The following is a 21,526-nucleotide window of genomic DNA, read 5'->3' on the forward strand; positions in this document are numbered from 1 at the left end:
TATCGTGAAAGAATGCGCCAGCGTTTAGAAGGCATGTGTAACAGTCGCATTTCAAAAAGATGACAGGTTTTCTCTTCTTCCGGCAGATGATGGCGAATTACCCACAGCAGCCCCTTGCTTTTCCAGGTCGCCGCCGACAAACTGCCTAAATCTTAAACTTTCCTCAAAAAGAGCCAGAATTTAAGCAATGGCAGCGCGGCAACGCATCATTCCCGTCCGGCGAGAATACAATCGGTGGGTCGCCAACCAGACGCTGGAAGACTATGCGCTGCGCTTTACGGCCAAGAGCGCCCGGCGTTTTTCCTCTGAGCGTATTTCGCAGACGGCGATTGGCGCGATCTCCTTCCTTGCACTTGAAGCGATCGGCGGGGCGATCACGCTCTCCTACGGCACGACGAACGCCTTCTTCGCCATCGTCGCCGCTGCCGTCGTCATGCTGTTGGTCGGCCTGCCGATCAGCCGCTACGCGATCCGCCACGGGGTGGATATCGATCTTCTGACGCGCGGCGCGAGCTTCGGCTACATCGGCTCCACCGTCACCTCGCTCATCTATGCGGGCTTCACCTTCATGCTGTTTGCGATCGAAGCATCGATCATGACCGGCGCGCTCTACCTCGCCTTCGGCATTCCGCCCTGGATCGGCTACATGATCAGCGCCGTGGTGGTGATCCCGCTCGTTATCTACGGCGTGCAGATGATCTCGCGCTTCCAGCTCATCACCCAGCCTTTCTGGATCGTGCTGAACATCCTGCCCTTTATCTTCATCGCTTTCCTCGATTGGGAAAAATTCGATCTCTGGCGGGCCTTCGCCGGCATCAACCATTCCAATGCCGAGGTCGGCGGCGCCGCACCCTTCGATCTCTTCGAATTCGGCGCGGCATCCGCCGTTATCCTCGCGCTGATGCCGCAGATCGGCGAGCAGGTGGACTTCCTCCGCTTCCTGCCGCCGGAAGGATTGCGCAAGTTCCGCCACAGGATAGCGGTATTTCTTGCCGGCTCCGGCTGGGTCGTGGTCGGCGTTCCGAAGCTGCTGGCCGGCTCCTTCCTGGCGGTGCTGACGCTTTCGACGGGCGTGCCGGTGCGCGAAGCCGCCGATCCTGCGCATATGTATCTCGCCGCTTTCGGCTACATGATCCCCAACGAGACGGCGGCACTCCTGCTGATGGCCGCCTTCGTGGCGGTCTCGCAGCTCAAGATCAACGTGATGAACGCCTATGCGGGCTCGCTCGCCTGGTCTAACTTCTTCTCGCGCCTGACCCATAGCCATCCGGGCCGTGTGGTCTGGCTGGTCTTCAACGTGGCGATCGCCCTGCTTTTGATGGAACTCGGCATATACCGGCTGCTGGAGGCGACGCTCGGCATCTTCTCCATCATCGCCATGTCTTGGCTCTGCACCATTTCGGCGGACCTGTTCATCAACAAGAAGCTCGGGCTCTCGCCGCCCGGCGTCGAATTCAAGCGCGCCCATCTTTATGATCTCAATCCGGTGGGGCTCGGCGCCATGTTCGGCTCGGCGGGCGTGGCGCTTGCCGCCCATTTCGGGCTGTTCGGCAGCCTCATGGCGTCGATGTCCACCTATGTCACGCTGATCGCCTTCGTTATTTCACCGGCGATCGCCTTCGCCACTCGCGGAAAATTCTATCTGGCCCGGAAGCCGCGACAAAGCTGGAAGAGTCTTGGTTCGATCACCTGCTCCATCTGCGAACATCCTTTCGAGCCGGAGGACATGGCCTGGTGCCCGGCCTATGCCGCACCGATCTGCTCGCTCTGCTGCTCGCTCGACAGCCGCTGCCATGACATGTGCAAGCCACAGGCGAGAATGAATGCGCAGGTGGGCGCGGTGGCGCGCGCGGTGCTTCCCGAAACGATCGTAGAGCGGCTACGCTCGCGGCTCGGCCGCTATTCCATCACCGCCGCTGTCGCGATCTCTCTGATCGGCGCGATCCTCGCCATGATTGCTTACCAGATAGGTCAGGCCTATCCCGCCAATGCTGAAATCGTCTACGGCGCCATTCTGATCGTCTTCTTCGTCTTCGCGCTGATCGCCGGCATCGTCTCGTGGTTCTATGTGCTGGCCCATGACAGCCGCATGGTGGCCGAGGAGGAATCCTCCCGCCAGAACACGCTGCTTCTCAAGGAAATATCGGCCCACAAGAAGACGGACGCGGCGCTTCAGGACGCCAAGGAGACCGCCGAGGCCGCCAACCGCGCCAAGAGCCGCTATGTCGTGGGGCTTTCCCACGAACTGCGCACGCCGCTGAATGCCGTGCTCGGCTATGCGCAGATCCTCGAGCGCGACGAGACGATACCTCCTCCCCGGCATTCCGCGATCAAGGTGATCAAGCGCTCCGCCGACCATCTTTCCGGGCTGATCGACGGACTTCTCGATATTTCCAAGATCGAGGCCGGCCGGCTGCAGGTCTATTCGAACGAGATCAACATCCAGGATTTCCTCGACCAGATCGTCGAGATGTTCTCCCTGCAGGCTCATGCCAAGGGACTTGCCTTCGAGCACGAACGCGCCCGCTCCCTCCCCCAATATGTCCGCACCGACGAGAAGCGGCTGCGCCAGATCCTCGTCAACCTGCTGTCGAACGCGATCAAGTTCACCGACCGGGGCAAGGTGCGTTTCGATGTCGCCTATCGCAGCCAGGTGGCGACCTTCACGGTTTCCGATACCGGCCGGGGCATAGCCGAGAAGGATCTCGGCCGCATCTACGAGCCCTTCCAGCGCGGCGAGGCCGACAGCATTAAGCCCATGCCGGGTCTCGGCCTCGGGCTCACCATCACCCAGCTTCTCACCAATACGCTCGGCGGCGAGATCAAGGTGGAAAGCGTGAAGGACGAAGGCTCCACCTTCCGGGTGCGGCTGATGCTGTCCGCCGTCGACCGTCCCAATACCGCGCCGGCGGCGGAAAAGAAGATCGTTTCCTATACGGGCCCGCGCCGCACCATCGTCGTCGTGGACGATAACGAGGACCACCGCGACCTGATGCGGGAAGTGCTGGTGCCGATGGATTTCGTGGTGCTGACTGCAAACAGCGGCCCGGACTGCCTGACCCTGATCGAGGGCGTGAAGCCGGACCTCTTCCTGATCGACATCCTAATGCCCGGCATGAACGGCTGGCAATTGCTCGCCAAGCTCAGGGAAATCGGCCAGACGGCCCCAATCGTCATGCTGTCCGCCAATATCAATGACGGGGTCGCGGCCAATCTCGGAGACGAGGGCCCGAACGACACCATCCCGAAGCCCGTCGATATCCGCCGCTTGAGCGACCGGTTGGCGGCGCATCTCGGCCTCGAATGGGTCTATGAAGGCGATCCCGCCTTCTCCCCCCCGCCGATGGCGAAGGCGCCGGTCAGGAGCCCGGGAAAAAACCATGTGCAGGACCTTTTGCGCCTTGGCGAAATAGGCTACGTCCGCGGCATCGAAACCAAGCTCGCCGATATCGCCCGGATGGAGGAAAACCGGCCATTCGCCGAAGAGCTCGGCACCTATCTGCAAGCTTTCGACATGGCCGGATACATGACTTTCCTCAATCGCTTCGGCGAAGACGAGCGCTTCGGCGAAGAAAGGGCCATCGATGGCTGAGACGGCCCTGCCCCGCGATATCGTGCTCCTGGTGGACGACAGTCCCGAGGCGCTCGGCTTCCTGACCGAAGCGCTCGAGCAATCCGGCTTTTCGGTGCTGATCGCCACCTCCGGCCAGTCGGCGCTCAATATCGTAGAGCGCATCACACCGGACCTCATCCTGCTCGATGCGGTCATGCCGAACATGGACGGTTTCGCCACCTGCCGGATGCTGAAGACCAATGCGGCCGTGGCGCAAGTCCCGGTGATCTTCATGACCGGGCTGACGGAGACCGAGCACGTGGTGCATGCGCTCGATTCCGGCGGCGTCGATTACCTCACCAAGCCGATCAACATCGATGAGCTGCGCGCCCGCATCCGGGTGCATCTTTCCAATGCCCGCTCCGCCCAGAGCGCCCGCGTGGCGCTCGATGCCGCCGGCCGGCACCTGCTGGCCGTGAGAGGCGACGGCGGCCTCCATTGGTCGACGCCGCAGGCAACGCGGCTTATCAGGACCGCCACCGGCACCGACGACGGACTCGATCTCGCCGCCCGCCATATCGCGGGCTGGCTTGCGGAGCGCGACAAGCCCGGCTTTGCCCGCGACGCCACGTTCTCCCTGCCCCGGAGCGGCCAGACGAACCTGCAGTTCGCCTATCTCGGCGCGATCGGCGCCGATGAACATCTCTTCCGGCTGACCGCGGCCAGCAACCGCGCCGATGACGAGGTGCTGCGCCAGCATTTTTCCCTCACCCCGCGTGAGTCGGAAGTGCTGCAATGGATCGCCAAGGGCAAGTCGAATCGGGACATCGGCGATATCCTGGGCCTGTCCGCCCGCACGGTGAACAAGCATCTCGAACAGATCTACGTGAAGCTCGGCGTCGAGAACCGGGCCTCAGCCGCCGTCAAGGCGGCTCATGTCCTCTACGGTGAGGAGCGGTTGGCATAGTCGACTAAACGATCCAGTGAATCGTTTCGAGCGACGAACGCCGCGAGCCGGAGCGAGCGCTGCCAGGGGACTGTCCGCTCGGCTGCGACGGACTCAAGGCCTTCCGTCAGTAAATTCAACAAGATCCCATAGATTGCCATATAAATCTCTGAACCCGGCAACGATCCCGTAATCGGCCTTCTTGGGCTCCCGGACGAACTCGACGCCCCGGCCAAGCAAACTGTTGTAGTCCCGCCAGAAATCGTCCGTGCGCAGGAACAGAAAGACGCGGCCGCCGGCTTGGTCGCCGATGTATTCTTCCTGATGAGCATTGGCAGCGCGCGCCAGAAGCAATGAAGTGCCGCCGTCTCCCGCAGGCTTCACGACGACCCAGCGCTTGTCCTGCTCCGGCTGGTAGGTGTCCTCCACCAGAACGAAGCCGAGCTTGTTCACGTAGAAATCGATCGCTTCATCGTAGTCGCGAACGACGATGGCGATCAGCGCCAGTTGCTGGTTCATTTCCTCTGTCCACCCTTCAGGCGCCCTGAATGCAAAGAAGCCCGGCAATGCCGGGCTTCCAGGATGTTTCGAGCAATAAAGCTTACGTGCCCTGCTGCACGTAGGTGTACTTGCCGTCCGCGCCCTTCTTCCACTCGTACATGACGTAGCCGGGAAGCTTGGGGTCGCCCTTCTCGTCGAAGGAGATTTCACCCAGAACCGTCGGGAACTTGCCCGACTTCATCGCCTTAGCAACCTCCTCCGGATTGGTGGAATTTGCAGCCTTCGCGGCTCCCGCAATCGTCTGCATGGCGGCATAGGAGTAGAGCGTATAAGCTTCCGGGTTGAAGCCGGCAGCCTTGAATTTCTCGACCAGATCCTTGTTTTCCGGACGCAGCGTCGGATCGGGACCGAAAGTGTTCAGCGTGCCTTCGACGGCGTCGCCGGCGATGGAGGCAAGTTCGTTGGAGACGATGCCGTCACCGGAAACGAGCGTTGCCTGCAGACCCTGATCCTTTGCCTGACGGATGATGAGACCGGCTTCGGTATGCAGGCCGCCCCAATAGATGACGGTGACGCCGGCTTCCTTCATCTTCGCGATCAGCGCCGAGAAATCCTTGTCGCCGACATTGACGCCTTCACGCACGACCTCGGTCAGGCCGGCGGCGTTCATCGCCTTCTTGGTTTCATCGGCAAGGCCCTGACCATAGGGGGTCTTGTCGTGGATGACGGCGATCTTGGCGTCCTTGAACTTTTCAGCGAGATAGGCGCCGGCAATGGTGCCCTGCTGGTCGTCACGGCCGCAGGTGCGGAAGGTGTTCCAGAGACCGCGCTCGGTGAATACCGGGTTGGTTGCAGCCGGCGTGATCTCCAGGATGCCGTTTTCGGCATAGACTTCCGATGCCGGGATCGACACGCCCGAGTTGAAGTGGCCGACCACGAACTGGACGCCATCGGCTGCGAATTTGTTGGCTACGGAGACGCCCTGCTTCGGGTCGGAAACGTCGTCGCCGACTACGATCTTGATCTGCTCGCCGTTGATGCCGCCGGCCGCATTGATGTCGGCGGCGGCCTGTTCGGCGCCCTTCAGAATCTGCGCTCCGAAAGCCGCGTTCGGACCGGTGATCGGGGCACCGACCCCGACGATGACGTCGGCCCATGCGCTGCCGCCGAAGGCGACCATGGCCGTCAGCGCAACCGCGGAAAGAAGAGACTTCTTCATTGATGTACTCCCAGTTTCTTAAGCGGGTCGGGTTATAGCCAGCGCAATCCCCACCAATACTGCGCCGGAAGTTGTTCCACTCTGGGTTTCCACTTGAGGTTTTTACCCAAGCCAATCTGATGGCAGAAAACTCTGCCTGTCAATCTTTCTTCTTCCATGAGAAAGCTGAGGTCGGCTCGTACAGCCAATAATAGTTCTGCACCATTTGGCGGGTGCGCCGCATGCGGAAACCGGCACTCGAAAAGACGAGCAGAAGCACCACGTCGATGATGTAGTAGAACGGGCTGATGAACGGGCCCTGGAACAGCGCATAGTGCATGAAGCGCATCACCATGCCGAGCAGCAGTGTATAGAGCACCACGGTCGAATAACCGCTCCAGCCCTCGGCCACCGCCTTGCCGGTGCGCCAGGCGGTCCAGAAGCCGATCAGCATCACCAGGAAACGCAGAATGTAGCGAACGCCGGTATCGCTCTCGAAGAAAAGCCCTTGCATGTCAAACTCTCCCTCTCGCCGTTCTCAATGCCGTCCGCCTTCGAGATAGGCGGCGCGCACTTCCGGATTGGCAAGCAGTTCCTTGCCGGTGCCCGCCATCGTCACTTTGCCGTTGACCATGACATAGCCCCTGTCGGAGAGCTTCAGCGCGGCGAAGGCATTCTGCTCGACGAGGAAGACAGTCAGCCCCTCCTCCTGGTTGAGCTTCTTGATTGCCGCGAAAATGCTCTTGACGATCAGCGGGGCCAGACCCAGCGAAGGTTCGTCGAGAAGCAGGAGCTTGGGTCTCGCCATCAGGGCGCGGCCGATCGAGAGCATCTGCTGCTCGCCGCCCGAAAGCGTGCCGCCGCGCTGGCTCTGGCGTTCCTTCAGACGCGGGAAGAGCGTGAAGATCTTCTCCACGTCTTCCTTGAAGTATTTCAGATTATCGAGACCCGCGCCCATCTGCAGGTTTTCCAGAACGGTCATGCGCGGGAAGATGCGCCGGCCCTCCGGGGATTGGGATATGCGCCGGCGCGCGATCAGATGCGTCGGCTGGCGGGTGATATCCTCGCCGTCGAAGATGACCGAGCCGCTGCGCGCCTGCGGGCTGCCGCAGATGGTCATCATCAGGGTCGACTTGCCGGCGCCGTTCGCGCCGATCAGGCTGACGATCTCGCCCCTGTTGACCTCGACATCGACGCCCGCGAGCGCGCGGATATTGCCGTAATAGGTTTCGACGCCCTGGACTTTCAGAAGGGGTTCGCCGGCCATCAGTTCGCCCCTCCGTCGAGTTCTTCCGCAATCACCTCTTCCACCTCGTCATCCTCGACGCCGAGATAGGCGGCGATCACCTTCGGGTCGTTCTTCACCTCGTCCGGAGTGCCGTCCGATATCTTCTGGCCGTATTCCAGCACCACTACGTGGTCGGAGATTTCCATGACCACCGACATGTCGTGCTCGATGAGCAGGATCGAGACGCCCTCGTCGCGGATCGAATGCAGCAGCGTGTTGAGGGCAGCCGATTCGCGTGGATTGAGGCCGGCTGCCGGCTCGTCCAGGCAGAGAAGCTCGGGGCCGGTGCACATGGCGCGGGCGATTTCCAGCCGTCGCTGGGCGCCGTAGGGCAGATCGCCGGCCGGATCGTCGGCTCTGTCGATCAATTCGGCCTTTTCCAGCCAGTACCTGGCCTTCTCGATCGCCGCCTTGGAAGCGTTTTTGTAGGCCGGAAGGCCGAGCAGCCCGAGGATCGTGTAGCCCGAAGCCTTCATCAGCGCGTTGTGCTGCGCCACCAGCAGGTTTTCCAGAACCGTAAGACCGGAAAACAGCCTGATGTTCTGGAAGGTTCGCGCCACCTTGGCGATCTTGGTGATTTCGAAATCCCGCAGCCGCTCCAGGAGGTGCGAGACGCCGTCCCTCTGGATGAGAGTGACCATGCCCATGGTCGGCTTGTAAAAGCCGGTGATGCAGTTGAAGACGGTCGTCTTGCCGGCGCCGTTGGGACCGATCAGCGCGGTGATCTCGCCGCGCCGCGCTTCGAACGAGAAGTCGTTGATGGCCATCAGGCCGCCGAACTTCATCGACAGATGCTCGACCTTAAGGATGGTATCGCCAGTCATCGTGGAAGTCATCGTATTCGTCTGGGTATCCACTTGGGGGGTCATCAGCCGTGACCCTCCTTGGTGAAGCTGCCGGCAATGGCCTTTCGTTCCTTGAGGAAGGCCGTCGGTTCTCTACTGCCGACGAAGCCGCGAGGCTTGAACAGCATCACGATGATCATCGCCAGACCGAAGAGCAGCATGCGGTAGAGCTCGGGCGTGAAGTCAGGCCCGAAGACGAGCTTCAGGAACGACATTTCGCGCAGCAGTTCCGTGCCACCGACCATGACCACCGCGGCGATCGCGATGCCGGTGAGAGAGCCCATTCCACCGAGGACGACGATCGCCAGGATGACGGCCGATTCCAGGAAGACGAAGCTTTCCGGCGAGACGAAGCCCTGGCGCGTGGCGAAGAAGGAGCCCGCGAAGCCGCCGAACATGGCGCCGATCGCAAAGGCCGTCAGCTTGGTCGTCACCGTATTGATGCCGAGCGAACGGCAGGCGATCTCGTCTTCCCGCAGCGCTTCCCATGCGCGGCCGATCGGCATCCGGCGCAGCCGGATCGTCACATAGGCCGTCAGCAGGCAGAGTGCCAGGATCACGTAGAAAAGGAAGATCTTGTAATAGGCCGACGACATCGGCAGACCGAAGGCTTTGGTGAAGTTGTTGGCCGCCCCGACATCGAAGGACCAGATGCCGAAGACGCTGGCCTTCGGGATGCCGGAAATGCCGAACGTGCCCTTGGTCACGTCCGTCCAGTTGATGAGCACGAGACGGATGATCTCACCGAAGGCGAGAGTCACGATCGCAAGGTAATCGCCCCGGAGCCTCAGAACCGGAAAGCCAAGGATGATGCCCCACATGGCCGACAGGATGCCGGCGAGCGGCAGGAGTATCCAGAACGACAGGCCGAAATGCTCCGACAGCAGCGCGTAGGAATAGGCGCCGACCGCGTAGAAGGCCACGTAGCCGAGGTCCAGCAGGCCGGCGAGGCCGACCACGATGTTCAGCCCCCAGGCGAGCATCACATAGATGAGGATCTGGATGCCGAAATTGTCGACATATTTCAGCGACCCTTGAGTTCCGGCGAGCATGACAGCTGCGACCGGATAGAGCACGAGACCGACGAGCGCGATCTTGAGGAAGTGCTGGCGGAAGAACCCCTTTTCCTCGGAGATTTCCAGGACCCCGCTCTTCGCCTTGGCGAGCTTGCGGCGGTCGATATGCGGCTTGATGAAGCCGACCACCAGGAAGCGGCCGATCGCAGCGACCGCGACGAAGATCGCGAGCAGTCCCCAGCGGGTGCGCCACACCAGCGCGTTGCTGATGTCCTGGTAGGTCTCGATGCCGACGAACAGGATGAACATGCCGAGTGCGAGAAGGCCGGCGAAGATGCCTTCCTTGACGGCCTTGGCCATCAGGCCGGGGGTTCCGGTTTCGGGAGAATTCGTCATGTCAGACTTTCTCCACTTCCGGACGGCCAAGAATGCCGGTCGGCTTGAAGATCAGCACGAAGGCGAGGATGGCGAAGGTCGCGACGTCCTTGTAGGCGATGGTGAAATAGGCCGACCACAGGGACTCGATGAGGCCGATCAGCAGCCCGCCGAGAACGGCGCCCGGAAGCGAGCCGATGCCGCCGAGGACGGCCGCAGTAAAGGCCTTGACGCCCGGAATGAATCCGTCGTTGAACGAGGCCACCCCGTAATACATGAGGTACATGGTGCCGGCCACGGCTGCGAGCGCCGCACCCATGATGAAGGTGATGGAGATTGTCCGGTCGACATCCACGCCGAGCAGCGCCGCCATCTTGCGGTCCTGCTCGGTCGCCCGCTGGGCACGTCCCAGCGGCGTCTTGTTGACGATGTACCAGAAGGCGGCGAGCAGCACGACCGTCAGCAGGACGATGATGATCTGCTTCAGCGAAATGGTGATCGCGCCGAAATGATAGGTATCGCTGACGAGCTGCGGGATCGGCTTGTTGCGCGGTCCCTGCGTCACCTGGATGAAGTTCGACAGCACGATCGACATGCCGATGGCGGTGATCAGCGGCGCCAGCCGGAACGAACCGCGCAGCGGCCGATAGGCGACCCGCTCGATCGTCCAGTTCCAGAGCCCTGTCATCAACATACCTACGACCAGCATTACCAGAAGCAGTAACGCCACCGGAATGCCCGCGAAGAAGGATGTCAGGATCAGGAAGATGATGAGAGCGGCGAAACCGCCAAGCATGAAAATATCGCCATGGGCGAAGTTGATCATACCGATAATGCCATAAACCATCGTATAACCGATGGCGACAAGGCCGTAGATGGACCCAAGAGTCAGCCCATTAATGAGCTGCTGGATAAAATACTCCATATAGATTCCCCCGGATGCGATTCCCTGAAGGGTTGCATCTCTTTGTTCTTTGTCCCAAGCGGGTACTTAAGCTCAGGGCGGATTCCATACCGGTTTCAAAAGAAATGTGAAGACAAAAAGCCGAGAGTCGGCCGGAAATGAGCCGGTTCTTAACAATGTGACGTCGAAAAGATCAGGAATTTCAAAAATTCAGCGTTCCTTGTCCAAAAATTAGCCGCAGAAGGCGATCCGCGAAACGGAATATCGGGCTCCCGTGGCGATCGACGCCCAACAGCCCCGGCAGCGGCTCCCGAAAGCCTCCCGCGGCGCAATAAAAGCGCTGCTTCCGTCCCTCCAGCCGCATGGAAACTCCAAGAGAGCCTTCGCCGAACTTCCGAAGATTGCGGAGCATCTCGCCTCGCGGACCGGGGATGAAAATGCCGCCCGGCCTAACCTCTCCAATGGCTTAGCTTGCTCCGCCTCCCCGCCCTCGCCCGCTGGAATAGAATTGCTCCGATCGAACCGGGAGCAGAACCATGGCGGATACCACGACGAATCTCGAAATGCCCTTCATCCTGCCGGCGCAGGCGCAGAAGCATGTCACCCATAACGAGGCGCTGCTGCGGCTCGATGCTATCGTGCATCTGACGATCGCCGCAGAACTCGCCGCTCCGCCCGAGGAACCCGCCGATGGCGCCTGCTATCTGGTCGCCGCACCCGCAAGCGGCCCATGGGCGGGCAAGGAGGGACAGATTGCCGCCCGGCAGGACGACGCCTGGAATTTCATGCCGCCGCGCGAGGGATGGCGGGCTTGGTTCACGTCCTCCGAGACATTCAGGATCTTCTCCGGCGGCTCATGGCGAGACCTTTCCGCCGGCATCGAAGGGCTTGAGCAGCTCGGCATCAACGCGGCGCCCGATGCCACCAACAGGCTGGCGCTTTCCTCGCCGGCGAGCCTCTTCAATCACGCCGGCAATGGCCATCAGGTCAAGATCAACAAGGCAGCGGCAGGCGACACCGCCTCCCTTCTTTTCCAGACCAACTGGACGGGACATGCGGAAATGGGACTGGCGGGCGACAATGCCTTCTCGATCAAGGTGAGCGACGGCACCGCCTGGAGGACCGGCCTTGCGGTTTCCGAGGCCGGCCACGTTTCCAGACCGAATCAACCGACGGTCCGCGCCAGTCGCGCGGGGACGAGTTTTTCTCCGACCGCCGGCCAGGAGAGCGGTTTCACGGTGCTGACGCTCAACCAGGGAGGGTTTGCTCTGGGGGCGGCAGCGGCCGGCGGCGGCAATCGCCTGATCGTTCCGGCAACCGGCCTTTATCTCGTCGCCCTCAATGTGGCGGTACTCACCTCTTCCGACCACACGACCAGCCTGCTTCTGAACGGTTCGCAAGTCCTCCTTTCGCTGAGCGGCGCGAGCGGCGGCGCTCAGGCGCAATCCGGCACGGGAATTTTTGCGCTCGCCGCCGGCGATTATCTGACGCTTCGGCACGCGGGAACCGCGCAACTGGAACTCGGACCGGGAAAAACGGAGCTTTCGCTGGCGATGGCCTGAAATTCGGACCGGCATTCGAAGCGGATTGCGGGACTGCGGCGGCATGCAACGCAGGCGGCAGTTTCAAAATGCGCTCTACTTCGGGACGATTATTTTCCCTCTAGGTAGAAAACGGCCATCACATTTAGTCAAATCTTAAAACTGCGGGCCTAGGCTGCCCGCCGTGGTCTTGTGTTTGTGTAGAGAGTCCCATGACCGAAATGATCCGACCCCGAGTAAAATATGTCATCGGCCCCGATGGCAGCCCGTTGACCATTGCCGATCTTCCGCCGGCCAATACGCGCCGCTGGGTTATCCGGCGAAAGGCCGAAGTGGTTGCAGCGGTTCGCGGTGGCCTGTTGAGCTTGGAAGAAGCCTGCGAGCGTTACACGCTCACCGTCGAGGAATTCCTCTCCTGGCAATCATCCATCAACGACCATGGCCTTGCCGGCCTCAGAACGACGCGCATCCAGCAATATCGCCACTAGCCGCGATATCAGCGCCAACGATTTGAAAAGGTGCCGTTTGCCAATGCAACGGCACCTTTCGTTTTGCCGACCGTTCCGCTTCCATTGACATAGCGTCCGCCCTCCCGGCTATTCCCCCGGGACTCGCCCTCTGCTTAGATCGGCGCAGAAACAGGAGCAGACACGAATGGATATCAGGAACGAAGAAAGCAAATCGGGCGGGCGATATCTGGCCGTAATCGAAGGTCACGAGGGCGAGATGACCTATTCGCGAACCTCCCCCGAGCTCATCATCATCGATCACACCGGCGTTCCGGATGCTCTTCGCGGCAAGGGTGTCGGCCAGGCTCTGGCCGTTCATGCGGTGGAGGACGCGCGCCGCGGCGGCTGGAAGATCATTCCGCTCTGCCCCTTCTTCCGCGCGCAGGTCGAACGCCATCCCGAATGGCGCGACGTCATCAAAGGCTGAATTAGGCTCGCCGAACAGGCCTGACGAACGCTGCGGGCAACGGAAAATGAAGCACGGGCCACCGGCCCGCCCCTCATGATAGCCCCGCAATTTCCGGCTTCGTTCAGGCGCGGACGCGCATCGTCCCGTCGCGTTCCTCCAGCGCCGAAGCCTTGGCAAATTCCGCCTGGGCTTCCTCGAGCGACATTTCGGCGCTCTCCTGCTGGGCTCTCAACTCGCGGATCGAGACCTGAAGATTATCCGCACGCTGCCGGGCGGCCTTTGCAAAGGTCGGATAGGCGAAGTGATTCGGATCGGCGATGCCGGATTTCTTCTCTTCCAGAGTGATCTGGTGTTCGAGCTCCTTAGCCATCCGCTCGAATTCGGCCATCATCAGTTGCAACTGCTGCAACTGCCGGCGTTTTTCGTTAACCTGAAATTCCTTCAGGCGAACAAGGCTGTCACGCGACTTCATACGCAATACTCCGTGGATAGCGAGACCCCGGCCCGTATACCCGGCGTGTTACACTCCGGGCCAAAAAACTTCCGCGACGTTAATAAAATCTAGGCCGCATTAACTTTTCATTTACGGGCATCATTAATGATAAGCCCGATCATTTAAGGGTAGGTAAATACCAAGGTCGATTTCGACGCGGCAATGTGCGAGTCGCTTGAATCAGTTAGCGGAGTTTCCTCATCCGCTAGTTCAAGTCTGGTGATGACCAATCCTCAAAAGAAAACAGGCTACTACTAATTTTGTTTAATGAACTGATACACCTTGCCAGAGTGAATCAGAATTTGTTAACCATTTAGTGGCAGCTTCCAAATCAGGCACAGTCTGGATCCGTGACGCGTAGGGGGCCAAGATTTACCTAGGCGGCGGTAAAGGGGATAAATATGCGGGTTCTACTCATCGAAGATGACAGCGCGACAGCGCAGAGCATCGAGCTGATGCTGAAATCGGAAAGCTTCAACGTTTACACCACCGATCTCGGTGAAGAGGGCGTCGATCTCGGCAAACTCTACGACTACGACATCATTCTTCTCGACCTCAACCTGCCTGACATGTCGGGCTATGAAGTGCTCCGCACGCTGCGGCTCTCCAAGGTCAAGACGCCGATCCTCATCCTCTCCGGCATGGCGGGCATCGAGGACAAGGTTCGCGGCCTCGGTTTCGGCGCCGACGACTACATGACGAAGCCCTTCCACAAGGATGAGCTGGTCGCCCGCATCCATGCGATCGTCCGCCGTTCCAAGGGCCATGCCCAGTCGATCATCATCACCGGCGAACTGATCGTGAACCTCGACGCCAAAACCGTCGAAGTTGGCGGCCAGCGCGTTCACCTGACGGGCAAGGAATACCAGATGCTGGAGCTGCTTTCGCTCCGCAAGGGCACCACGCTCACCAAGGAAATGTTCCTGAACCACCTTTACGGCGGCATGGACGAGCCGGAACTGAAGATCATCGACGTCTTCATCTGCAAGCTGCGCAAGAAACTCGCCAATGCGGCCGGCGGCGCGAACTACATCGAAACCGTCTGGGGTCGCGGCTATGTGCTGCGCGAGCCGGATGGCGCCGAATACGCCGAAACAGCCTGAAAACTGCGCCTTCCCCTTTTCGAAGCGCCTGTGCGAAAACCCTTCGCGCAGGCGTTTTGCTTTATGGATGCCCGCGCCATTCCGCGAGGAAGTCCTGAAACCGCGGCGCTGGCAGTCAGAAATGGCTGAAAATCTTTGGATCAAGCGGCCGCCGAAAGGCCGGAAAAGACCGAAGTCAGGATCTTGCGGTCGAAGGGCTTCAGCAGAAAATCGTCCGCCCCGGCGCGTTTCCCGATCATCATCTTCTTCAAGTCCGCTTCGATGACGCAATAGAAGATGCGGACATTCTTGCCGTTCGGCATGGCGCGAATGGCGGCAATGAGATCGACAGCCTCTTCGAGCGCCGAATCGACGATGAGGAAGGCGGGAAGTTCGGTCTGGCAGCCGAGGATAGCTTCACGCGCGCTGCCCGCTTCGGCGACGAGAAACCCGAGTTCCGAAAGGATGCGCTTGCCGACCTTGCGAACGATGTCTGAGCTGTCGGCAATCATCAAACGCTGCATCGCGATCCCCCTGACGACCCGCCTCCGGCAAATGGAAGCGAGCCCTCAATCATTAACGGGTTGCAGCTAACGAATCGTTACGCGGCAATCGCGAATCGGCGTTTTCACGCGACCGCCGCTTCGGCGATGAAGACGATCTTTTCGTCGGTCACGACATGCTTGAGATCCATGCCGCATTCTTCCGCCAGGAGTACGGTATAGTAAGGCTGGATCGAGTGGGCGTCGATCGCCTCCTCCAGGGTCCCGGAGAGGATTTCGGTGAATTTCGACGGCACCCGCATCATCCGCCCCTTCACGGTAATCGTGAACCTGGCGTCATATTCCGGGTTTTCGAGCACCACCTCCACCGAGCCGCCACGCGGGATGCCGGCATAGGCGACGAGGAAGAGGTTGAGCAGCAGCTTGACACGGTTCTTGGCGATGATCGCGCGCGGACCGCTCCAGCTGACCTCGGTCTTCCTTTCGGCGCTGGCGAAATCCTTGGCGGCTTTTTCCGCCTCGCCCGTATCGATCGAGGCGCCGACCGATCCGGAGGCCCCGAAGGCGAGCCGTGCGAATTTGAGACGGACGGAGGCGTTGTTGGCGGAAGTGCGGATGAGGTCCAGCGCATCGCCGTCGGCGGCGCCCTCGTCGAGCAGTTCCAGGCCGTTGTTGATCGCGCCGACCGGCGAAATCACGTCATGACACACCCGGCTGCACAGGAGAGCCGCAAGATCCGGCCCGCTGAGGGTGAGATTTGGATTCTTCGGCATGTTTTTCTCCTGTCTGGGGTTCGCTGTGCCATCTGGCCATGTCAAGGTTGCGTGGAGATGGTGCCGTGATATGAGCCACAATGACACCATATTTGGTAAACCGATTATTAAGGCCAACCAAGCAAAATGGGTATGCCGATGATCGGCGCCTGTACGACACAATCGACGGATCCGACGATGCGCTTGCTTCAAATCTCCGCCCTCACCCGCCTCCTGACCACTCTCGTTGCCGTAACGGCGGCGGCATGGCTCACGGTCCAGCCGGCCCGAGCGCAGGCACAGAACGATAGCCAGTACTCGGCGCAGGAGATCGTTGACGCCGGCCACGGCTTCTTCGGCTCCACCAGCGGCGGGCTTGCGAAGGTCGTCGAGAATGCCTTTCAGAAATACGGCCTCCCGAACGGTTATATCCTCGGGCAGGAAGGCTCGGGCGCCTTCATCGCCGGGCTCACCTATGGCGAAGGCGAACTCTATACCAAGAATGCCGGCCAGCATCCGGTCTTCTGGCAGGGCCCGTCGCTCGGCATCGATTACGGCGGACAGGGCACCCGCGCCATGATGCTCGTCTATGACCTGCCTTCGGTCGACAGCCTCTACGCCCGGTTCGGCGGCGTTTCCGGCTCCGCCTTCGTGGTCGCCGGCGTCGGCATGACGGTGCTGCGCAACAACAATGTCCTGCTGGTGCCGATCCGCACCGGCCTCGGCGCCCGCCTCGGCGTCAATGTCGGATATCTGAAGCTGACCCGCTCTCCGACTTGGAACCCTTTCTGAGCCTGGCGATTATTCCTGTCCCCCTGCAAGCGATGCTTGCCGGGCGACGCGCCCCATGTTTTAACGGAGGCAAAGACCTCCTATACGGTTTCAGCTTGGCTCTGACGTGATCGAATTCGCTCTCCTGTTCGGCCTGGGTTTCCTGAGCGCAACGCTTCTGGCGATGCTGATCGCGCCGGCCATCCATGGCCGCATCGTCCGCTATACCGAGAACCGGCTGAAGGCGACGCTGCCGATCAGCCCGCAGGAAGTGCGCGCCCAGCGCGACATGGCGCGAGCCGTCTATGCCGCCGAGAATGCCCGCACGAAGCAGGAGCTGACGCAGGAGCGCGACAGGCTGACCGCCCTGCAACTTCGCTACGACGCGCTCGCCGAGGAGGCCAAGCGCCTGCACGGCGAGAACCACGACCTGCACATGCAGATCAACGATCTGGACGTCGAAGCCGCCGAGGCCCGATCGAAGCTGCGCCACGAAGAGAGCCATATTCAGCAGTTGAAGGCGGCAATGGACGGAGCGGAGGAGGCAGGCATCGGCAAGGAACTGGAGATCGAAACGCTTCACAAGCGGGTGGCGAAGCTTGCGGCCGATGCCGACAATCTGAAGATCGATCTTTCCACCCGTGATACCGAGGTTGAAAACCTCAAGTTCCGGATAAACGCGCTGCGCGAGGAGCGCGACACGCTGCGAAACGACGTGAAGCTCCAGACCAACCGGGCCAAGGATGCCGAAACGCGGCTCGCTCAGGAGGAAAGCCGGTCGATGCGACTGGACGACAAGCTCGCCCGCGAGATTTCCGAACGCACCGACAAGGAAAATGCTCTGGAGCGTCGTTCCCAGGAAATCATCCGCCTTCGCGAAAAGGTGAAGGCGGCCAATGCCGAAGCACGCGAGGCAAACCGTGCATTGCGCGACGCTCCGCTGAAGCCGGGAAAGACGCCTGCTCCGAAGCGCAAGACCAGCGAGGACCGGACAATGGAAACCTCCTTCCAACCCTTGATCGCAAGGCTGCAGGACGGCGAACTCGATCCGGCAACCGCAGCGCTTGCGGAAGATGTCCGCAACCATGCCACGGCCGTGTCCGAACGATTGCTGAATGCAGCCTCCGGCGGCAACGACGAAGCGCTGCGGGAGGAGATCGCCTCGATCGCCGCCGACATGGTTGCGCTGACCGCCGATGTCGAAGGCTCCGCTTCGCCGATCCACCCCATTCTTTCCGGCAAGTCTGGCTCCGGCAAGAAGGACCGCCGGAGCCTCGCGGCCAGAGCGAAGGAAAAGCTCGAAAGCCTGCACGGCAACTGATGCCCAGCGGTTTCGGGGCAGTCCGCTAAAGCCGGCCCTGCGCCATTGCGATCTCGTAGAGCGCGATCCCGGTCGCCGTCGCTGCGTTGAGGCTGTCGAGCCCGGGCGCCTGTGCAATCCGGGCGGTCCGTACCCTGGAGAGGATTTCGGGTGGCAGTCCTTCTCCCTCGGTACCCGTTATCAGCGCCATGCGATCGGCCGCGGCAATCGACCGGATCTCCGCCTCGCCTGCCGGCGAAAGCCCCCAGACGGAAAATTCCCGCTCCATCAGCGCGCCGATGATATCGATCGCCGATCCGCCGCGCGCATAGGGCACCGAAAGCACCGAGCCCACCGAGACCCGCAGCGCCTTGCGATAGAGCGGATCGCATGAGGTGGCGTCGAGCAGCACCGCATCCGCGCCGAAAGCGGCGGCGTTGCGGAAGATCGACCCGACATTGTCATGGTTGGAGATGCCGAAGGCCGCGACGACGAGCGCCTTCTGCGGAAGATCGAGGATCAGTTCCCGCGCGGTCCTGTCCTCTCCGCGCCGCCCGAGCGCCAGCACGCCGCGATGCAGGTGAAAGCCCGCGATCGCATCGAGAACGGCGGCGGAGGCCACGAAGACCGGCACGTCTTCCGGAAACTCCACTAGTAGCTCCTCGACGCCCTGCACCCGGTTCTCGAGGAGCAGTATCTTTTCGGCGCTGAAGCCTCGTCTCGCCCCATGGGCGGCGGCGAGCATCCGCAGCACCACGGTGCCCTCGGCGATGAAGCGCCCTTCCCGTCCGGTCAGGTCGCGTTCGCGGATATGCCGGAACTCCGCGATGCGCGGATCGTCCGGATCATCGATCCGGATCGGTGGCGATGTCCGCCGTCCCCGTGTCACGGAGCCGCGCCGACCGTCACATCGGCGACGATGCGGCCGACCGAGAGGTCGAAGACGAAAGCCTTGCGCTCGCTCCCGAGCGATCCGTAGAAGAGGATCTGGCTGCCGGAAAGCGACGTCGACTCCACCGCGAAGCCGGCCGGAAGCGCGGCTGTCGCGGCAAGCGGCTGATCGGCCGGGACAGCAAAGCCGCCGCTGGCGGCAACCGGAGCCTCTTCCGAGGTCTGCGACACCTTGTAGACAACGGCAGCGAGGACGGCCATAAAGCAGACAAACATGATGCCGCCCGAAACCAGTTGCAGAAGCACCATTTTCCGGCGGATTCTCTCCATTGCCGGATCAAGCGGCTCTTCCTGTTCCTCGATATCGGGTTGTGACATGGGGGGTCCTTGTGCCGGAACTGCATCGGGTAAATGAATGAACGACCCCTTTAAACAAGGCGAGCCGCCAAGGAAAGTCCTGAAAGCAGCAGACGAAGCCGAAGGCCGCCTCGACGCCTGGCTGACCGGCGTGCTGGAGGGGGAGTTTTCTCGCAGCCGGATAAAGGCGCTGATCGAGCAGGGAGCGGTCTACCTGAACGGGAAGGCCTGCATCGAGCCGAAGAAGAAGATCGCCCCCGGCGACACGGTCGAGATCGCGCTTCCCGAGCCGGAAGACCCGAAACCGAAGGGCGAGGACATACCGCTCGAGGTGCTCCACGAGGATGACGACCTGATCGTCATCGCCAAACCCGCCGGTTTGGTCGTCCATCCCGGAGCCGGCAATTGGACCGGTACGCTCGTGAATGCCCTGATCCATCATTGCGGGGCAAGCCTTTCCGGCATCGGCGGCGTGAGGCGGCCGGGCATCGTCCACCGTCTCGACAAGGATACGAGCGGCGTCATGGTCGTCGCCAAGAACGACATCGCCCATCGCCACCTTGCCGACCAGTTCGCCGACCACGGCCGCACGGGTTCGCTGGAGCGGGCCTATCAGGCGATCGTATGGGGCCGTCCGGGACAGCTCCACGGTACGATCGACGCTCCGCTCGGCCGGGCGACGGGCGACCGCACCAAGCGGGCGGTCAAACGCGAGGACAGCGAGGACGCCCGCGAGGCGGTGACGCATTACGAGGTCGTCGAACGCTTCCATGAGAAGCCGGATGCGACCGCGCTCGCCTCGCTGGTGGAGTGCCGGCTGGAAACCGGAAGGACCCACCAGATCAGGGTCCACATGGCCCATATCGGCCATCCCCTCGTCGGCGATCCCGATTACAGCGCCGGCTTCCGCACCAAGGCCAACCTTCTGCCCGAACCGGCAAAGAGCGTAGTCGGCCGATTTCCGCGTCAGGCGCTGCATGCCTTCCTGCTCGCCTTCGAACATCCCCGCACCGGCGAAGTGATGGAGTTCGAGGCCCCCATGCCGAACGACATGCTGGAGCTGGTGGAAGCCTTCCGGACATAAACGGGTGGCAGGTGGGCTTGAGCAGGCGTATAAAGCACCTGCCCAACCTCCCGGAACATTCCATGAGCCAGTTTACGGTCACGAAACTTCTCTGTACGGAACTGGTCAGCGTCCGCGATGTGGTATGCAGCGGCGAATGCCGGCATAGAAGCGACGAGGAATGCGCGCATGCCACAAGCCTCGTCTTTCCCTATCGCGGCGTCTTCCTGCGCCATGTCGGCCGCGACGACGCGGTTGCCGAGGCGAACCAGGCGCTGTTCTTCAACCGTGACGAGGGTTACCGCATCAGCCATCCGGTCGAAGGCGGCGATGCCTGCCTCAGCGTGGATGTGCCGGAAGAAATGCTGGAAGAGCTCGTTCCGCAAACGCACCGCAATCCCAAGGGCTCGTACTTCGTCTTTAACAAGCAGCGTTTGAGGATCGATGCCCGCGCCCAGGCGCTGGTCGCGCTGCTGCGCCATAGCCTGAGCCGCGGCAGCGCCGAGACACTCGAAGGCGAAACCCTTGCCATGACCCTGATCCGCCGGGCGGTCGGGGAGCGCACGGCGCATGCCGCCGCCTCCAGCATCGGCCGCCAGAAGCTGGTGGACCGGGCTAAACTTGCCCTCGCCTCCGATCTGGCGCGGCGCTGGACGCTGGCCGAGATCGCCGGGGAGACCGGCGTTTCGCCCGTCTATCTCACCCAGGCTTTCCAGCAGGTGGAGGGCACGCCGCTCTATCGCTATCAGCTCCGGCTGCGGCTCGCCCGCGCGCTCGATCTGCTCGGCAGCTATGACGACCTGACCCGGCTCGGGCTCGATCTCGGCTTTTCCAGCCACAGCCACTTCTCCGCCGCCTTCCGTCAGGCCTATGGCCGCACGCCGGCGGAGTTCCAGCGCTTCGCCGGCCTGCGATAAAATCGCTAAAGAATCTGACAGCGCCGCCTATCCCAAAAGTGCTTTCCTTCTCCTGCAATCATTCATTCGGGAGATGAGACCCATGAAAGCGAACACCTGTGCCGCCTGCGACTGCGAACTCGACGAGACGCGGATTGCCGTGAAGATCGGCGGCAAGACGGTCGAAGTCTGCTGCGAGGAATGCGCCGAGGCGCTGAGAGAAGCCGAAGCCGCGACCCGCACTGCCCTAGCATCTCGAAAGTAACGAGCCTCCTCACCAAGGCCCCTAAGCACCCGATGATGTCGGCTTCCGCAAAGCCGGCATCTTTTCCG

The 21,526-nt window shown here is 61.5% G+C and carries 23 protein-coding genes; 11 read left to right on the forward strand and 12 right to left on the reverse strand.

The window, feature by feature from the left end; genetic code table 11:
- The first annotated feature begins 187 nt into the window (after positions 1–187).
- On the forward strand, positions 188–3,592 hold the full coding sequence (locus YH62_RS12290) for an ATP-binding protein (RefSeq protein ID WP_046794517.1): 3,405 nt from the start codon (positions 188–190) through the stop codon (positions 3,590–3,592).
- Positions 3,585–4,520: a response regulator transcription factor gene (locus YH62_RS12295; protein ID WP_046794518.1), complete on the forward strand. Its 936-nt coding sequence runs from the start codon at positions 3,585–3,587 to the stop codon at positions 4,518–4,520. The genes YH62_RS12290 and YH62_RS12295 overlap by 8 nt, the downstream gene beginning before the upstream one ends.
- Before the next feature lie 93 nt (positions 4,521–4,613).
- Here the strand turns inward: YH62_RS12295 and YH62_RS12300 are convergent, their stop codons facing one another.
- From YH62_RS12300 to YH62_RS12330, 7 genes are all read right to left on the reverse strand, one after another.
- Positions 4,614–5,018: a VOC family protein gene (locus YH62_RS12300; protein WP_046794519.1), complete on the reverse strand. Its 405-nt coding sequence runs from the start codon at positions 5,016–5,018 to the stop codon at positions 4,614–4,616.
- A gap of 82 nt (positions 5,019–5,100) precedes the next feature.
- Complete coding sequence (locus YH62_RS12305) at positions 5,101–6,219, reverse strand: branched-chain amino acid ABC transporter substrate-binding protein (RefSeq protein ID WP_046794520.1); 1,119 nt, start codon at positions 6,217–6,219, stop codon at positions 5,101–5,103.
- Between the two features lie 139 nt (positions 6,220–6,358).
- Complete coding sequence (locus YH62_RS12310) at positions 6,359–6,712, reverse strand: DUF6867 family protein (RefSeq protein WP_046794521.1); 354 nt, start codon at positions 6,710–6,712, stop codon at positions 6,359–6,361.
- A gap of 24 nt (positions 6,713–6,736) precedes the next feature.
- Positions 6,737–7,465: an ABC transporter ATP-binding protein gene (locus YH62_RS12315; protein WP_046794522.1), complete on the reverse strand. Its 729-nt coding sequence runs from the start codon at positions 7,463–7,465 to the stop codon at positions 6,737–6,739.
- On the reverse strand, positions 7,465–8,322 hold the full coding sequence (locus YH62_RS12320) for an ABC transporter ATP-binding protein (protein ID WP_170986325.1): 858 nt from the start codon (positions 8,320–8,322) through the stop codon (positions 7,465–7,467). Before YH62_RS12320 ends, YH62_RS12315 begins: the two co-directional genes overlap by 1 nt.
- Positions 8,323–8,354: 32 nt before the next feature.
- Positions 8,355–9,743, reverse strand: a complete 1,389-nt coding sequence (gene livM, locus YH62_RS12325; RefSeq protein WP_046794524.1) for a high-affinity branched-chain amino acid ABC transporter permease LivM — start codon at positions 9,741–9,743, stop codon at positions 8,355–8,357.
- A gap of 1 nt (position 9,744) precedes the next feature.
- Complete coding sequence (locus YH62_RS12330) at positions 9,745–10,647, reverse strand: branched-chain amino acid ABC transporter permease (protein ID WP_046794525.1); 903 nt, start codon at positions 10,645–10,647, stop codon at positions 9,745–9,747.
- Positions 10,648–11,162: 515 nt separating this feature from the next.
- Between YH62_RS12330 and YH62_RS12340 the strand changes: the two genes are divergently transcribed.
- The 3 genes from YH62_RS12340 (at position 11,163) to YH62_RS12350 (ending at position 13,103) form a co-directional block, all read left to right on the forward strand.
- Positions 11,163–12,188 carry a DUF2793 domain-containing protein gene (locus tag YH62_RS12340; protein ID WP_046794527.1) on the forward strand — a complete coding sequence of 342 codons (1,026 nt, stop codon included), beginning with the start codon at positions 11,163–11,165 and terminating at the stop codon, positions 12,186–12,188.
- A 191-nt stretch (positions 12,189–12,379) separates the two neighbouring features.
- On the forward strand, positions 12,380–12,655 hold the full coding sequence (locus tag YH62_RS12345) for a DUF1153 domain-containing protein (RefSeq protein WP_018327815.1): 276 nt from the start codon (positions 12,380–12,382) through the stop codon (positions 12,653–12,655).
- Between the two features lie 166 nt (positions 12,656–12,821).
- Positions 12,822–13,103, forward strand: coding sequence for a GNAT family N-acetyltransferase (locus YH62_RS12350; RefSeq protein WP_046794528.1), 282 nt, complete (start codon positions 12,822–12,824; stop codon positions 13,101–13,103).
- A gap of 103 nt (positions 13,104–13,206) precedes the next feature.
- Here YH62_RS12350 and YH62_RS12355 read toward each other — a convergent pair whose 3' ends face one another.
- Entirely contained in the window at positions 13,207–13,557 is a 351-nt protein-coding gene (locus tag YH62_RS12355) for a hypothetical protein (RefSeq protein ID WP_046794529.1), read from the reverse strand.
- 422 nt (positions 13,558–13,979) lie between these two features.
- Here YH62_RS12355 and ctrA point away from each other — a divergent pair, with 422 nt between their 5' ends.
- Positions 13,980–14,681, forward strand: a complete 702-nt coding sequence (gene ctrA, locus YH62_RS12360; RefSeq protein ID WP_046794530.1) for a cell cycle two-component system response regulator CtrA — start codon at positions 13,980–13,982, stop codon at positions 14,679–14,681.
- Positions 14,682–14,821: 140 nt separating this feature from the next.
- Here the strand turns inward: ctrA and YH62_RS12365 are convergent, their stop codons facing one another.
- Both YH62_RS12365 and YH62_RS12370 read right to left on the reverse strand, forming a co-directional pair.
- The gene (locus YH62_RS12365; RefSeq protein ID WP_046794531.1) at positions 14,822–15,184 is read right to left on the reverse strand and encodes a response regulator; all 363 of its coding nucleotides are present in this window, start codon (positions 15,182–15,184) and stop codon (positions 14,822–14,824) included.
- A gap of 104 nt (positions 15,185–15,288) precedes the next feature.
- Positions 15,289–15,936, reverse strand: coding sequence for a histidine phosphotransferase family protein (locus YH62_RS12370; RefSeq protein WP_046794532.1), 648 nt, complete (start codon positions 15,934–15,936; stop codon positions 15,289–15,291).
- A gap of 177 nt (positions 15,937–16,113) precedes the next feature.
- On the opposite strand from YH62_RS12370, the gene YH62_RS12375 reads away from it, so the two are divergent.
- Entirely contained in the window at positions 16,114–16,707 is a 594-nt protein-coding gene (locus tag YH62_RS12375) for an EipA family protein (protein WP_046795062.1), read from the forward strand.
- A gap of 106 nt (positions 16,708–16,813) precedes the next feature.
- Positions 16,814–18,007, forward strand: coding sequence for a hypothetical protein (locus YH62_RS12380; protein ID WP_046794533.1), 1,194 nt, complete (start codon positions 16,814–16,816; stop codon positions 18,005–18,007).
- A gap of 25 nt (positions 18,008–18,032) precedes the next feature.
- Here the strand turns inward: YH62_RS12380 and YH62_RS12385 are convergent, their stop codons facing one another.
- Together YH62_RS12385 and YH62_RS12390 are read right to left on the reverse strand one after the other, a co-directional pair.
- Positions 18,033–18,875: an RNA methyltransferase gene (locus YH62_RS12385; protein WP_046794534.1), complete on the reverse strand. Its 843-nt coding sequence runs from the start codon at positions 18,873–18,875 to the stop codon at positions 18,033–18,035.
- Positions 18,872–19,255, reverse strand: coding sequence for a hypothetical protein (locus YH62_RS12390; protein WP_046794535.1), 384 nt, complete (start codon positions 19,253–19,255; stop codon positions 18,872–18,874). The genes YH62_RS12385 and YH62_RS12390 overlap by 4 nt, the downstream gene beginning before the upstream one ends.
- A 37-nt stretch (positions 19,256–19,292) precedes the next feature.
- On the opposite strand from YH62_RS12390, the gene YH62_RS12395 reads away from it, so the two are divergent.
- From YH62_RS12395 to YH62_RS30495, 3 genes are all read left to right on the forward strand, one after another.
- Entirely contained in the window at positions 19,293–20,318 is a 1,026-nt protein-coding gene (locus YH62_RS12395) for an RluA family pseudouridine synthase (protein ID WP_046794536.1), read from the forward strand.
- Between the two features lie 62 nt (positions 20,319–20,380).
- Positions 20,381–21,214 carry an AraC family transcriptional regulator gene (locus tag YH62_RS12400; protein ID WP_046794537.1) on the forward strand — a complete coding sequence of 278 codons (834 nt, stop codon included), beginning with the start codon at positions 20,381–20,383 and terminating at the stop codon, positions 21,212–21,214.
- Between the two features lie 82 nt (positions 21,215–21,296).
- A complete protein-coding gene (locus YH62_RS30495) occupies positions 21,297–21,458 on the forward strand; it encodes a hypothetical protein (protein ID WP_170986324.1) in 162 nt (53 codons plus the stop codon).
- Positions 21,459–21,526 lie beyond the last annotated feature (68 nt).

Source organism: Rhizobium sp. LC145 (assembly GCF_001005825.1).
In the GTDB taxonomy this organism is placed as follows: domain Bacteria; phylum Pseudomonadota; class Alphaproteobacteria; order Rhizobiales; family Rhizobiaceae; genus Neorhizobium.